This is a genomic window from Stenotrophomonas sp. MMGLT7 (assembly GCF_021168555.1).
Lineage (GTDB): Bacteria > Pseudomonadota > Gammaproteobacteria > Xanthomonadales > Xanthomonadaceae > MMGLT7.
This window is the reverse complement of sequence record NZ_JAJOZS010000013.1, coordinates 83,333-97,672: the sequence shown is the minus strand read 5'-3', so window position 1 is coordinate 97,672 and position 14,340 is coordinate 83,333. Positions and strand designations below refer to the sequence as shown.

At 70.7% G+C, this 14,340-nt stretch carries 12 protein-coding genes; 10 read left to right on the top strand and 2 right to left on the bottom strand.

Annotated features, from left to right (window positions below; genetic code table 11):
• Positions 1-359 precede the first annotated feature (359 nt).
• Complete coding sequence (locus LRX76_RS14990) at positions 360-902, bottom strand: GNAT family N-acetyltransferase (RefSeq protein ID WP_231806432.1); 543 nt, start codon at positions 900-902, stop codon at positions 360-362.
• 168 nt (positions 903-1,070) lie between these two features.
• Positions 1,071-1,928 (bottom strand): 23S rRNA (adenine(2030)-N(6))-methyltransferase RlmJ, encoded by an 858-nt coding sequence (gene rlmJ / locus LRX76_RS14985; protein WP_231806431.1) that lies wholly within the window; start codon positions 1,926-1,928, stop codon positions 1,071-1,073.
• Positions 1,929-2,193: 265 nt separating this feature from the next.
• Here rlmJ and LRX76_RS14980 point away from each other — a divergent pair, with 265 nt between their 5' ends.
• The 10 genes from LRX76_RS14980 (at position 2,194) to LRX76_RS14935 (ending at position 14,334) form a co-directional block, all read left to right on the top strand.
• Positions 2,194-2,856, top strand: a complete 663-nt coding sequence (locus LRX76_RS14980) for a response regulator transcription factor (RefSeq protein ID WP_231806430.1) — start codon at positions 2,194-2,196, stop codon at positions 2,854-2,856.
• Positions 2,853-4,307 (top strand): ATP-binding protein, encoded by a 1,455-nt coding sequence (locus LRX76_RS14975; RefSeq protein WP_231806429.1) that lies wholly within the window; start codon positions 2,853-2,855, stop codon positions 4,305-4,307. Before LRX76_RS14980 ends, LRX76_RS14975 begins: the two co-directional genes overlap by 4 nt.
• An 81-nt stretch (positions 4,308-4,388) precedes the next feature.
• Complete coding sequence (locus LRX76_RS14970) at positions 4,389-4,754, top strand: NirD/YgiW/YdeI family stress tolerance protein (protein ID WP_231806428.1); 366 nt, start codon at positions 4,389-4,391, stop codon at positions 4,752-4,754.
• A gap of 433 nt (positions 4,755-5,187) precedes the next feature.
• Positions 5,188-7,584 (top strand): membrane-bound PQQ-dependent dehydrogenase, glucose/quinate/shikimate family, encoded by a 2,397-nt coding sequence (locus LRX76_RS14965; RefSeq protein ID WP_231806427.1) that lies wholly within the window; start codon positions 5,188-5,190, stop codon positions 7,582-7,584.
• A 241-nt stretch (positions 7,585-7,825) separates the two neighbouring features.
• On the top strand, positions 7,826-9,127 hold the full coding sequence (locus LRX76_RS14960; RefSeq protein ID WP_231806426.1) for a carbohydrate porin: 1,302 nt from the start codon (positions 7,826-7,828) through the stop codon (positions 9,125-9,127).
• A gap of 73 nt (positions 9,128-9,200) precedes the next feature.
• The gene (locus LRX76_RS14955; RefSeq protein WP_231806425.1) at positions 9,201-10,256 is read left to right on the top strand and encodes a LacI family DNA-binding transcriptional regulator; all 1,056 of its coding nucleotides are present in this window, start codon (positions 9,201-9,203) and stop codon (positions 10,254-10,256) included.
• 50 nt (positions 10,257-10,306) lie between these two features.
• The gene (gene creB, locus LRX76_RS14950) at positions 10,307-11,005 is read left to right on the top strand and encodes a two-component system response regulator CreB (protein WP_231806424.1); all 699 of its coding nucleotides are present in this window, start codon (positions 10,307-10,309) and stop codon (positions 11,003-11,005) included.
• 1 nt (position 11,006) lies between these two features.
• Positions 11,007-12,452, top strand: a complete 1,446-nt coding sequence (gene creC, locus LRX76_RS14945) for a two-component system sensor histidine kinase CreC (RefSeq protein ID WP_231806423.1) — start codon at positions 11,007-11,009, stop codon at positions 12,450-12,452.
• 120 nt (positions 12,453-12,572) lie between these two features.
• Complete coding sequence (gene creD, locus LRX76_RS14940) at positions 12,573-13,895, top strand: cell envelope integrity protein CreD (RefSeq protein WP_231806422.1); 1,323 nt, start codon at positions 12,573-12,575, stop codon at positions 13,893-13,895.
• Positions 13,870-14,334 (top strand): hypothetical protein, encoded by a 465-nt coding sequence (locus LRX76_RS14935; RefSeq protein WP_231806421.1) that lies wholly within the window; start codon positions 13,870-13,872, stop codon positions 14,332-14,334. The genes creD and LRX76_RS14935 overlap by 26 nt, the downstream gene beginning before the upstream one ends.
• The last annotated feature ends 6 nt before the right edge of the window (positions 14,335-14,340 follow it).

Below are 14,340 nucleotides of genomic sequence, written 5' to 3'. Positions count from 1 at the left end.
CCTCGCAGGGGCGCAGCGCTGCGGCGGCCTTTGCATTGGGAAAAGCCGCTTCGCGGTCGATGGCCGGGAGGCCACGCAGCGCTGCCACGATGGCATGGGGCGGATTCCGGCCCGCCGCACGGCGCTCGCAGCGCCGGCCACACGCAGGCCCGCGCCTTGATCGCCGCTTGCATGCCGCTGGTTCGTGACCTGCTCATCTTGCCGGTCACGGCAGTCCCGCCGTGGTGGGCCGGGGCCCGCCCTGTGACCGGGAAATGGCTGGCTCCTGAAAGGAAAGCGCTCCTGCGCCTGGTGCAGGGCGATCGATTCGAGCGCCGCGTACCACCAGGCCGCCGCCCTGGAAAGGGATCCGGCCGGCGCTAGGCGCCCAGTTCCATCTTCACCCGCACCAGTCCGCTGGCGCTGGGATGCGTCTGCGGCTCGAAGCCGAGCGACGCCGCCAGCTGCAGCATCGGCTCGTTGCTTTCCATCACGTCGCCCTGCAGCCGGTCCAGGTACTTGCCGCGCGCCCACTTGACCAGCTTGCGCATCAGCTGCCGGCCCAGGCCCTGCCCGGCGATGAAGTGGCTGACCAGGATCGCGAACTCGGCGTCGCGGGTGCCCGGCAGGATCGTCGCCCGTGCCACCGCGGCCACCAGTGCCTCGCCCGGCGGCAGCGGCTCGGCCGCCACCAGCGCGATCTCGGTCTTGGGGTTGGGATGGGTCAGGCGCTGGGCCATCTGCGGGGTGAGTTCGTCGACCGTATGCAGGAAGCGGTCGCGGATCTCCGCCGGACCGAGCAGGCTGAAGGCGCCCTGCAGCGGTTCGGCGTCCTCCGGGCGGATCGGGCGGATCAGCAGTTCGCGGCCGCTGGGGAGGATGAAAGTCTCATGCCACGGCGGCATTCGGTTGCGGGTAGCCATGATCGACTTTCCTCGGGGAGAGTGGCGGCGATTCTCGCACTGCCAGGTATGTATGCGGTGAATGTGGGGTTTGGGGCGGGGATTCGGGATTGGGGATCCGTTTAGGAGCATAGGCCTCATGCTCTATATGAATCCCCAATCCCCAATCCCCAATCCCCAATCCCGCCCTCACCGCGGCGCCTTGAGCCACTCCAGCCGGGTCGAGGCGCCGGCCTCGCCCAGGTACTGCTTCAGCGCGGGCAGGGCCGGGGCGATGGCCTGGTCGATCTGCCACGGCGCGTTGAGCAGCAGCATGCCGCTGCCGTTGAGCCGCAGCGGCGAGTCGTCCGGGCGCACCTGCAGTTCGGCCAGCAGTGCCGAGTTGGCCGGCAGCGCGGCGGCCTTGCGGAAGAACGGTTGCAGGCTGCGCCGCTGCTTGATCGGGTACCACACCGCGCACACCGCCTGCGGCCAGCGTGCCAGGGTCTCGCGCAGCGCCGCGACGATGGCCGGGTACTCGGCCTCCTGCGCCTCGTACGGCGGATCGATCAGCACCAGCCCGCGGCCGATCTTGTGGCCGCCGGGCTTGGGCGGCAGCAGCGCCCGGATCGCCGCGTAGCCGTCGCCGGCCACCACCTGCACGCGGCGGTCGTGGGCGAACAGGGCCTTCAGCGCCGCCGCTTCCTCCGGCTGCAGTTCGCAGGCGGCCAGCCGGTCCTGCTCGCGCATCGCCTGCGCCACCAGCAGCGGCGAGCCGGGATAGGCGAGCAGGGCGCCGACCGGGTTGTCGGCCTGCACCGCGCGCAGGTAGCGCTCGATCACCTCCGGCAGCCTGGGCAGCGTCATCAGCCGCATCACCCCGGCGTCGGCCTCGGCGGTCTTGCGGCTCTCCTCGGCGGCGAACAGGTAGCGGCCGCGTCCGGCATGGGTGTCGAGCACGAAGAACGGGGTGTCCTTGCGCTTGAGCGCGTCGATCAGCGCGAGCAGCACGACGTGCTTGAGCACGTCGGCGTGGTTGCCGGCATGGAAGGCGTGGCGATAGTTCATCGCGGCAGTGTACGGGCTGCGCCCAGGGGCGGCCATGGCGCCGCTGCGCATGCTCGCCGCGTGGCGGCGTGCAGACGAGGGGCGGCCCCAGGTGCCCCACGCGCGCAGGCACTCGCCTTCGCGGCACCGCGAATCCGGGCCGCGATGGCACCCGCGCCGCCGCACCGGGGCCTGGCAGCGGTTGCCCGCCGGTGCCATGCTCGAGCGCCGTGGCGCCTGCCGCGGACATCAGGTTCACTTCATCTCCGGCCCCTACGCTCGCCCGATGCGCATCCTCCTGGTAGAAGACGACCCCTCGCTCGGCGAGACCCTGCAGGCCTGGCTGCGGCTGGACGGCTATACCGTGGACTGGCTTACCCGCGGCGACCAGGCGCGTACCGCGCTGCTGGCGCAGCCCTACCAGTGCATCCTGCTCGACCGCGGCCTTCCCGGGCTGGACGGCGATGCGCTGCTGCAGGCGCTGCGCGCTTCGCAGTTGGCTACCCCGGTGCTGATGATCACCGCGCGCGACACGCTGGAGGACCGGGTGCAGGGGCTGGACCTGGGCGCCGACGACTATCTGGTCAAGCCGTTCGACCTGGAGGAGCTGTCGGCCCGCATCCGCGCCGCCCTGCGCCGCGGCGCAGGCAACGCTACTGTGCTGCTGAGCCACGGCGAGGTGGCGCTGGACCCTGTGGCCAAGCGCGTCACCCGCGGCGGCGAGCCGGTGGCGCTGACCGCGAGAGAGTATGCCGTCGCGCATGCGCTGCTGCTGCGCAAGGGCCATATCGTCGGCCGCGGCCAGCTGGAGGATGCGCTCTATGGCTGGGGCGAGGAGGTGGAGAGCAATGCCATCGAGGTCCACATCTCGCACCTGCGCAAGAAGCTGGGCAGCGATTTCATCGTCACGGTGCGGCGCCAGGGCTACTGCGTGGGAGCGCCGCGGTGAGGCTGCCGGCATGGATGCGCCGCAGCAGGCCCGCCGGCGCGCGCTATTCGCTGCGTCGCCGCCTGATCGCCACGACGCTGGGATCGAGTGTCGTGTGCTGGCTGGCCAGCCTGGCGATCATCGTCGGCGTGGCATGGAACGAGACCAGCGACGTGTTCGACGATGCGCTGGAGGAAGGGGCGCACCTGGTGGCGGCGTTCGCGACCGGGCTGGACCCGACCGATGCGTCCACCGCCGGCGCGCTGGCCACGGTCCAGGGGCGCGGCGACGGCGTGCGACTGTACTACCAGGTCGTCGATCGGCAGGGCAGGGTGCTGCGCCGCTCGCGCGACGTGCCGGACCGGCCGTTCGTGGCGCCGGCGCGGGTGGATGGCGACGACGAGACGTCGACCGTTCGGCACGGGCAGCGGCTGTGGCGGGTGCACGTGCTGCACGTCGAGGCGCACGGTCTCTACGTGCAGGTGGCCCAGCCGCTGGAGGCACGCACCGAACTGCTGGAGGAAATGGCCGAGGACCTGGTGTGGCCGGGGCTGGTGCTGCTGGTGCTGCTGGCGGCGGTCAACTGGCTGGCGATCCGCCGCCAGTTGCGACCGCTGGAGCGCATCGCCGGCGATATCGGGCGCAAGTCCCCCAGCGACCTGGCCGCGGTGCCGGATGCGGGCCAGGCCGACGAACTGCGCCCGATCGTGCAGTCCTTCAACGGCGTGCTGGCGCGCCTCGGCGAGGCCCTGCAATCCGAGCGCCGCTTCACCGCCGACGCCGCGCACGAATTGCGCACGCCGCTGGCGGCGCTGCGCATGAAGATCCAGCTGATGCAGCGCAGCCACGCCGCCAGCCTGGACGCGGCGCAGCAGCGCGACCTGACGGCATTGCGTGCCGACGTGGACCGTTGCACCTCGTTGGTGGAGAACCTGTTGGTGCTGGCGCGGCTGGACCCGCAGCAGCCCGGCAGCCTGGCCTGCGAAGCGGTGGCGCTGCCTGCATTGGTGAATGCGGTGTTGGTCGACGTGGCGCCGGCGGCGCGGGCCAAGGGCGTGCGCCTGCAGGCCGAGGTGCAGGCCGACGTGGCCTGGGCGCACGCCGAGTTGCTGCGCAGCGCGTTGCGCAACCTGGCCGACAACGCCGTGCGTTATGGCGCGGAGGGCGGACAGGTGTGCATCGAGGTGAAGCAGTTGCCCGCCGTGCCGGGTGCCGCTCCGGCGGTGCGGATCGCGGTTCGCGACGATGGTCCGGGCGTTGCCGCCGCCGACCTTCGGCAGCTCACCCGGCGTTTCTTCCGGGTACTGGGCAATGCCGGGCAGGGCAGCGGACTGGGCCTGTCCATCGTCGAGCGCATCGTCGGCCTGCATGGTGGGCAGCTGCGCTTCGGGGACGGACTGGAGGGGCGGGGGCTCGCGGTGGTGATGGTGCTGCCGCAGCCCGGCCCGGCAGCACTGCCGCGGGCCTCCTGAGGCATCAGATCCTCTTCAGGTTGCTGCGGTGCAATGGCGTGCATGGCGATCGGCCATGACTCATCACAAGGAGCATCTCCCATGAAAAAGACCCTTCTTTCCACGCTTGCGCTGACCACCTTCGCCGCCATGGCGGCACTGCCGGGAGCGGCCTTGGCCCAGTACACCGGACCGAGCAGCGTGCAGGTAGTGACGGTCAAGCAGCTGCTGGACACGGGCAAGGACGAGCAGCAGGTGGTGCTGCGCGGGCGCATCGTGTCGCACGACGGTGGCGACCGCTATACCTTCGCCGACGCCACCGGCCGCGTCCGCGTCGAGATCGATGCGCACCGCCTGCCGCAGGGCCGGGCGTTCGACGACAAGGCGCAGGTCGAACTGGTGGGAGAGTTCGACAAGGGCTTCCGCTCGGCCGAAGTGGAAGTGGACGAGGTCCGTTTCCTGCGCTGACCTGCACTTGCCTCATGCCGCCGCGTTGCGCGGCGGCGGCGGGACGAGCTGGCCGGCTCCACGCGACGCGTGCCTGAACAGGCCGCCGTGCAAGGCGGTGGCGGTGGTTCGGCACGGGCATACGAATTGGTGCCGGCTGGCGGCCCTGCCGCGGATTCGCTGCGGCCGGCCGCGGGTGGCTGTGATATTGACGTAATTACGTCAAGACGACTTTCACCGGCCGACGGCGCCGCTATGATCCCGCCGCGCTGAAACTCTGCGACAAAATGTCGCATCCGGTCCCGTCGGTCTCCGGTATTTCTGCACGGATGCACGGTTCCGCGCACCCGAACGCGCCCCACCCAAGCGGGCGGCGCGCCACGAGATGACACGTATCCCGGCGGTCCGCTGCAAGGCGGGCCGCGACGGGCTGCGGGTGCCACATGAGGTGTGTATGCAGAAGATGTTCCTGGGATTGGCCCGTGCGGCCGGGGTGCTGTTCGCCGTGCTCGGCGTGGCCCTGGCCGCGGGCGGTGTCTGGCTGGCCGCGCTCGGCGGCTCGCTGTTCTATCTGATTGCAGGCGTGGCGATGGCCGCGGTCGGCGTGCAGCTGTTCCGCCGCCGCGCCAGCGCGCTGTGGATCGCACTGGCGCTGCTGGTGGTGGCGGTGGCGTGGGCGCTGTGGGAGGTCGGTGGCGACTTCTGGCAGCTGGTGCCGCGCCTGATCGCCTTCCTGGTGGTGGCGCTGGTCGCGGCCGCGGCGGCGCCGTTGCTGCGGCGTCGTGGCGACGCACCGGCGCTGGGCTGCAAGCCGGCCGCGCTGCTGTCGGCGATCCTGGCGGTGGCGATCGTGGCCTTCTTCGCCGGCATGTTCCGCCCGCACCCGACCGTGGTGGCCAGCGGCGCACCGTCGCCGGTGATCAAGCCCGACGCCGGCCAGGACGGCGGCGACGACTGGAGCGCCTGGGGCCGCAATACCCACGGCGACCGCTTCGCGCAGTTCGAGCAGATCAACAAGTCCAACGTGAAGGACCTGAAGGTCGCCTGGACCTACCGTACCGGCGAGCTGGCGATCGAGGGCGGCGAGTACCAGGTCACCCCGCTGAAGGTCGGTGACACGCTGTACCTGTGCACGCCGCGCAACCAGGTGATCGCGCTGGATCCGACCAGCGGCCAGGAGCGCTGGCGCTTCGACCCGAAGCTGCGCGAGACCGAGAGCAACAAGGCCTGGAAGCGCTGCCGCGGCGTCGGCTATGCCGACCTGGCCGCGCAGGCCCCGGCCGGCGACGCGCAGCCGCTGGCCGCTGCCGCCGCGCCGGCGGTCTGCCGCAAGCGCATCGTCAGCACCACCAACGACGGCCGCCTGTTCGTGCTGGATGCCGAGACCGGCAAGCCGTGCGAGGACTTCGGCGACCACGGCTTCGTCAACCTGCTCGATGGCCTGACGGACAGCCCGGAGGAGGGGTCCTACTACGTGACTTCCGCGCCGCTGGTGGCGGACGGGGTGGTCCTGGTCGGCGGCAAGCTCAACGACAACCTGTCGGTGGGCGAGCCCTCCGGCGTGGTGCGCGGCTTCGACGTGGCGACCGGCAAGGTGCTGTGGGCCTGGGACGCCGCCCGCGGCGCCAGCGACAGCACCCCGCTGCCCCCGGGCCAGCACTACGCGCCGGAAACCCCGAACTTCTGGGGCACCGCCGCCTACGACCCCAAGCTGGGCCTGGCCTACTTCCCGACCGGCAACCAGACGCCGGACTTCTGGACCGGCAACCGCCACCCGTACTCCAACGAGTACAACGACGCCATCGTCGCGGTGGAGATGAAGACCGGCAAGGAGCGCTGGCACTTCCGCACCGCCAACATCGACCAGTTCGACTACGACACCACCTCGCAGCCGATCCTGTACGACCTGCCGCAGAAGGATGGCTCGACCGTCCCGGTGGTGATCCAGCTGACCAAGCGCGGCCAGGTGTTCGTGCTCGACCGCCGCGACGGCAAGCCGGTGTTCCCGGTGGAACAGCGCAAGGTCGCGACCGACGTGATGCCGGGCATGCAGGTGGCCGATACCCAGCCCTACTCGGCGATCTCGGTGGGCACCACCCCGTTCAAGGAATCGGACATGTGGGGTGCGTCGATCTTCGACCAGCTCTACTGCCGCATCCAGTTCAAGCAGATGCGCTGGCAGGGCGAGTGGACCCCGCTGTCGGACAAGCAGCGCACGCTGATCTACCCGGGCTACTACGGCGGCATGAACTGGGGCGGCGGCGCGCTGGACGCGTCCACCGGCACGCTGATCGTCAACGACATCCGCATGGCGCAGTGGGGCCGTTTCATCAAGCAGGAGGAGGCCGAGCGCACCGGGTTGAAGCCGTCCACCGAAGGCGAGTATTCCACCCAGACCGGCACCCCGTGGGGCGTGGAACGCTCGATGTTCGTCTCGCCGCTGGGCGTGCCGTGCTTCAAGCCGCCGTTCGGCACCCTGACCGCGATCGACCTGACCAACGGCCAGACCAAGTGGCAGGTGCCGATGGGCAGCATCCAGGACGCGCCGGTGCACGGCATCGTGCCGGGCGTGCGGATTCCGCTCGGCATGCCGACCATGGGCGGCCCTCTGGTGACCAGGAGCGGACTGACGTTCTTCTTCGGCACGCTGGACTTCTACATCCGCGCCTTCGACAACGACACCGGCAAGGAGCTGTGGCGCGACCGGCTGCCGGTCGGCGGCCAGGGCGCGCCGATGAGCTACATGGGCAAGGACGGCAAGCAGTACGTGGTGGTGGTCGATGGCGGCTCCACGCGCACCGGCACCAACAAGAACCGTGGCGACTACGTGATCGCCTACGCGTTGCCCTGAGGCAGGCAGGCGGCGGGAACCCGGTTCCCGCCTCGCCACGAAGGGGCTGCCGGCAACGGCAGCTCCTTTTTTCCGGTTCCTCATGGACTACCCGGGAATCCGCGGATCGCGGCCACGTCCCGCGGACATCACGCGCATCGGCCGCGTGGGCCTGCCGGCGGTCGAGGCGGTCCGGCAATCCGCCAGGGCCTTCTTCTCGCACGGTCGGCCCGCCGCCGACCCCTACGACAGAAACGCTTGCATGAACATCCGAATCCTTCCGCTGGCCGGCGTCCTGCTGGGTGCCGGCATCCTGCCGCCGGCCGCGCAGGCGGCCGACGCCGGCGCCTCCGCCTGGCTGCTGGGCGACTGGGACGGCGCGCGCACGCGCCTGCACGAGTCCGGCGTCGATTTCCAGCTGGCCTGGACCAACGAGACCGCGCACAACAGCACCGGCGGCGAGCGCTCGTTGACGCGCAGCGCCGGCCAGTTCGTGCTCGGCACCACCCTGGACCTGGACAGGTTGTGGAACTGGCATGGCGCCCGCTTCCAGGTCACCGTCGACAAGCGCTACGGCAAGAACGTCGCCGACGAGGCCGGCATCGGGGTGGCGATGAACGCGCACGAGATCTACGGCCGCGGCCAGACCTGGTGGCTGACCGACTTCTACCTCGAGCAGGACTTCGCCGATGGCCGCGTGTCGCTGCGTGCGGGCAAGATGCCGGTGGGCTCGGACTTCGGCTACGACGAGTGCCACTTCCTCAACACCACCGCGTGCGGATCCACGCCCGGCAACATGGAAGGCCGCTACTGGTACAACTGGCCGATCGGCAGCTGGGGCCTGCGCGCGCAGGTGGTCCTGTCGGCCGACACCTACCTGAAGGCCGGCGTCTACCAGGTCGGCGCCCGCTACGTCGACGACGACTGGGCCCGCGACAACGGCTGGAAGATCACCAACCCCGGTACCGACGGCGCGCTGGTGCCGGTGGAGTTCGGCTGGACCCCGCGCCTGGCCTGGCTGGCCGGCCACTACCGCCTGGGCGCGTGGGTCTCCAGCGCGGGCGGCGACGATCTGTATCTCAACAGCGACGGGCTGTCGCTGGGCAGTGCCGGTGGCCAGGCGCTGCACCGCGACCGCAGCCGCGGCGCCTACCTGTCGCTCAAGCAGCAGCTGACCGGCGGCGCCGACGGCACCGGCCTGCATGGCTTCGTCAACCTGACCCGGGCCGACAGCCGCACCGCTCGCTACGACGCCCAGGCGGTCGCTGGCGTGTTCTACCAGGGCCTGCCCTGGCACGTGGCCGACAGCGCCGGGGTGATGGCCGGCATCACCTCGGTCAGCGATCGCTACAGCGACCGCGCGCGGCTGTGGAACCAGTTCCATCCCGACGACCGCCAGGTGCCGGCGGGCGGTGCCGAGAAGGTGGTCGAGGCCTTTTACCAGTGGCAGCCGCTGCCGTCCGTCTCCCTGCGTCCCAGCATCCAGTACATCGCCGACCCGGGCGGCGAAGCCAGCCGCCGCGACGCGGTGGTGCTGGGAGTGAAAAGCAGCGTCGTGTTCTGAAGCGGTTGCGCCGCGCCCGGCGCGCTAGCATGGCGCCTGCTTCCGCGGCTTGATCGTTGCGTCCGTCACCAGCATGTCTCCTTCGCCTCCCACCAGATCCCGCCGTTCGCCGCGCATCCCCGAGATCGCCGCCGCAGCGGGCGTCAGCGCCAGCACCGTCGATCGCGTGCTCAACGAACGCGGCAGCGTCTCCGATGCGTTGCGGCGGCGGGTGATCGAGGCCGCGCGCGGCCTCGACGTCCGGCGCGTGCTGCCGGGCCTGCACCACGGCGTGCTGCATTTCGACGTGGTGCTGCCCGGCACCGGCATGCCGCACTTCCAGCGCCTGGACCGCGCGATCCAGGCCTACGCGCAGGCGATCGGGCCGCACGTCTCGATCCACCGCACGTTCTGGCGCGAGGGCGAGGAGGTCGCGCTGCGCAACTTCCTGCTGCGGCCGCCGTACCGGCGCGCCGGCCTGCTGGCCATGGTGCGCGACGTGGAGCGCATCCGCGCCTGCCTGCGCCGCGTGCAGGCCGAGGGCACGCCGGTGGTGACCATCACCGGCGATGTCGGCGAGATCGGCCCGCATCCGTACGTCGGCATCGACAACGCGATGGCCGGCCGTACCGCCGCCTACCTGATCGGCCGCTTCGTGCGGCGCCCGGGCAAGGTGTGGCTGCCGGTGATGTCGATGGAGTTCCGCGACCACTCCGAGCGCGTGGCCGGATTCCGCAAGACCCTGGGCGAGCGTTTTCCCGCGCTGCAGGCGTACGCGCCCTCCGCGCACCATGACGACGACGCCCTGGCGCAGGCGCAGATGCAGGCGGCGCTGGAGCAGCACTCCGACATCGTGGCGATCTACAACACCGGGGTGGGCAACGACGGCATCTACCAGGCGCTGCGCCACCTGGCGCCGGCGGACGCCCCGGTGTGGGTCACCCACGAGGCGACCTTCGGCAACGCCGAGCTGATGGCCAAGGGCTACGTGGCGGCGGTGATCGACCAGGACCCGGAAGCGCAGGCGCTGGAGGGGCTGAACCATCTGCTGCGCGCCTGCGGCGAACTGGAGCGCGTGCCGCCGCCGCGGCCGATCCGTTTCCGCGTGGTCACCCCCGAGAACGTGTCCCGGGACGAGCTGAGCGCCTGACATGCCTGGCTACCGGCCCGCTCCGGTGTGCGGTGAGCGGGCGTGAGGCTATGCTGCGGGGCATGACCGCTGCTGCCCGCATCCTCGTCGTCGAGGACGAAACCGCCATTGCCGACACCGTGCTCTACGCCCTGCGCAGCGAGGGCTATGCCGCCGAGCATTGCCTGCTGGGTCGGCAGGCACTGCAACGGTTGCGCGAGGCTGGCTGCGACGTGGTGGTGCTGGACGTGGGCTTGCCGGACATCAGCGGTTTCGAGGTCTGCCGCGAACTGCGCGGCTTCAGCCAGGTGCCGGTGATCTTCCTTACCGCGCGCAATGACGAGATCGACTGCGTGCTCGGGCTGGAGCTGGGGGCGGACGATTACATGGCCAAGCCATTCTCCCCGCGCGAGCTGGTGGCACGGATACGGGCGCGTCTGCGTCGTGCCGGGGCGTCGGCGGCGGAGGATGGCTGGACGCGGCACGGCGCTTTCGCCATCGACCGCGAGGGCCGCCGCATCCGCTACCGCGACGTGCCACTGGCGCTCACTCGCTACGAGTACGCGGTGCTGGCCGCGCTGCTGCAGCGCCCAGGTGCGATCCTCAGCCGCGCGCAGCTGATGGACCGCGGCTGGGACAGCGATGCCGACAGTGCCGACCGCACGGTGGATACGCACGTCAAGACGCTGCGAGCCAAGCTGCGCGAGGCCGGCGCCAGGCCCGACGCCATCCGTACCCACCGCGGTCTCGGCTACGCGCTGGAAGAATGAGATGCGCCTGGGGCTGAAGCTGTTCCTGGGGTTCTTCCTGATCGTCGGCATCGCGGCGTTCTTCGTGATGCGGGTGTTCGTCGAGGAGGTCAAGCCGGGCGTGCGCCAGGCGATGGAGTCCACGCTGGTGGATGCGGCCAACGTGCTGGCGGAGATGGCCGCGGCCGACCTGGCGGCCGGGCGCATCGACAGCGGCGCGTTCGCGCACAACCTGGACAAGGCCGAGCGGCGCGACCCCAATGCCCGGGTCTGGCGCTTCCCCAAGCACAGTGTCGACTACCGCATCACCGTCACCGATGCCCGCGGCGTGGTGGTCTACGACTCGCAGGGACGCGATCTGGGGCGCGACAACTCGCGCTGGAACGACGTCTACCGCACCCTGCGCGGCGAATACGGGGCACGCTCCAGCCCGGAGTCGCCCGACGACGCCAGCTACAGTGTGATGCACGTGGCGGCACCCATCTTCGCCCCGGACGACGGCCGCACCCTGATCGGCGTGCTGACCCTGGCCCAGCCCAACCGAAGCATCGAGCCGTTCATCGCCGCCAGTCAGCGCAGCATCCTGCGGCGCGGCGGCTGGCTGATCGGTATTTCCGCCCTGATCGGCATCCTCATGACCTGGTGGCTGATGCGTGGCATCGGCCGGCTCAACCGTTATGCGCAGGCGGTCAGCAGTGGCGAGCCGGTGCCGCCGCCGCCGCCGCGGCGCGACGAGATCGGCGACCTGGGTCAGGCGCTGGAGACGATGCGGCGCAAGCTTGAGGGCAAGGCCTACGTGGAGCAGTACGTGCAGTCGCTGACCCACGAGATGAAGAGTCCGCTGGCGGCGATCCGTGGTGCTGCCGAATTGCTGTCCGAGCCGTTGCCGGAGGCCGACCGGCAGCGCTTCCTGGCCAGCATCCGCAGCCAGCAGCAGCGGCTGACCGAGACCATCGACAAGCTGCTGGCGCTGGCCGAGGTGGAGCAGCACGGCTGGCTGCAGAAGCGCGAACGCATCCCGGTGGACGTGCTGCTGCGCGATGCGGCCGCGGCGATGTCGGCGCGCGCGGAGGGCGCGGGCATCGTGCTGCGGGTCGAAGCGGACGCGGTGACTGCCGGGCAGGCGGTGCGGGGCGATCCGTTCCTGCTGCGGCAGGCGCTGTGCAACCTGCTGGAGAACGCGATCGCGTTCTCGCCGGCCGCTGCGGTCGTGCTGCTGCGGGCGGCGAGCGCGGACGGACGCGTGGGCCTGGAGGTGGCCGATCGGGGTACCGGGATCCCGGATTACGCGCAGGAACGGGTGTTCGAGCGGTTCTATTCGCTGGCGCGGCCGGGCAGCGGGCAGCGCAGTTCGGGACTGGGGCTGCCGTTCGTGCGCGAGGTGGCGCGGCTGCATGGTGGCGAGGCGAGCTTGGCCAATCGCGAGGGCGGCGGGGCGCTGGCGGTGTTGTCGCTGCCACTGGCATGAGGCCCGCGGCTGCTCCAGGCCGCGGCGGCGGGAGCGACTTCACGCTCGCTTCAAATTCGCCACAAACTTCCCACACCGGCCGGTCCCACCCTGGCGTCCTCCCCATGACGAGGACGTCCGATGACATCCCTGAAACTGCTGTTGCGGTTCGCCACCATCGGCGGGCTGGTGCTGTTGCTGTTGATCCCGCTGGCGATGATCCGCGGCACCGTGCACGACCGCGAGCGCTACCGCGACCAGGCGGTGCAGCGCGTGTCCGAGGGCAAGGCCGGCGAGCAGCGCTTCATCGCACCGGTGCGCTACATCCCCTGGAGCGAGGATGCCGAGGTCGAGGTCGCCGGCGAGGGCGGCCGGCCCCGGCGCGAACGCCGGCAGCGCAGCGGCTGGCTGCAGCAGACACCTTCGCGGCTGAGCATCGGCGGCGAACTGAAGCCGTCGCAGCGGCGGATCGGGTTGTTCCGGGTGCAGGTCTACAGCTGGCATGCGCGGGTCAGGGCCGAGTTCGATGAACTGCCTTATCCGGCCGTGCCGGGCCGGACCTATGGCCGGCCCTACCTGGCCGTGGGAATCTCCGATGTGCGCGGGCTGGTCGGCACGCCCAGCCTGCGCGCCGATGGCAAGGCGCTGCCGCTGCAGGCCGGGACGCACGCGCTGGCGCGGCTGTCGCCGGGCATCAGCGCGCAGTTGCCGGCGCTGGCCGACCCCCGGCAAGGCTCGCTGGGCAGGCTGGGCCGGGTGGAGATGCAGTTCGTGCTCGACGGCACCCGCGCGCTGTCGGTGGTGCCGATCGGCGACGACAACGACGTCGCGCTGCATTCGGCGTGGCCGCATCCGTTGTTCGGCGGGCGCTTCCTGCCCAACGAGCGCAGCGTCGATAGCAACGGCTTCAGCGCCCACTGGTCGCTGCCGGCGCTGGCCACCGGCGCACAGGGCCAGCTGCGCGGCACGCGCGGCAACGATCTGGATACGCTGCGCGTGGACCTGGTCGATCCGGTGGACGTCTATACCCAGGCCGATCGCGCCAGCAAGTACGGCATCCTGTTCGTTGTGCTGACCTTCGTCGGCTTCGCGCTGTTCGAGCTGATCAAGCGGCTGCCGATCCATCCGCTGCAATACCTGCTGGTCGGGCTTGCGCTGGCGATCTTCTTCCTGCTGCTGCTCAGCCTGTCCGAGCACATCGCGTTCTGGCAGGCGTACGTGGCGTCGGCGGCGGCCTGCATCGGGTTGCAGTTCTTCTATCTGTCCGGCGTGCTGCGCAGCTGGGGGAGGGCGGGCGGCTTCGCCACGATGCTCACCGCACTGTATGGCGTGCTGTACAGCCTGCTGGTGTCGGAGGACAACGCGCTGCTGATGGGCTCGCTGCTGCTGTTCGGCATCCTCGCCACGATCATGTGGGTCACCCGCAAGCTGGACTGGTATGAACTGGGCAACGGCCTGCGCTGATGCTGGCGCGGCAGGTGGACGCCTGCCGCGCCTGCGCCGGCTGCTGCACCATCGGGCTCGGGCATTGTTGCCGCCGGCGTTGCGTACCTGCGGGCTGGCGGTGCTGGAAACCGACGCCCCCGTGCAGGCCGCGACCGTGCTGTCGGCGTTGCCGCTGGCCGGCGGCAACGGCCAGTTGTGGCTCCGGCTCGATGCTTCCACGGCCGCGCAGCTGGCGCAGCGCGGGCTGCCGTTCCTGGACCACGCCTGCGAAGCGGCGGGAGCAGGGCGGGCGCCACGCTGGCGCTATGCCCGCTGGCGGATGTTGCCGACGGGCGAAACCGGCTTCGAAACGGTCGAACTCATGCAACGGCTGCGGCTGTGCGTATGGCCGCGGCCGGCGCTGTTGCTGTGCGAATGGACAGGCTGTCCTGGGCGGCTGCCTCGCGGCCGGTCGTGACGGGTA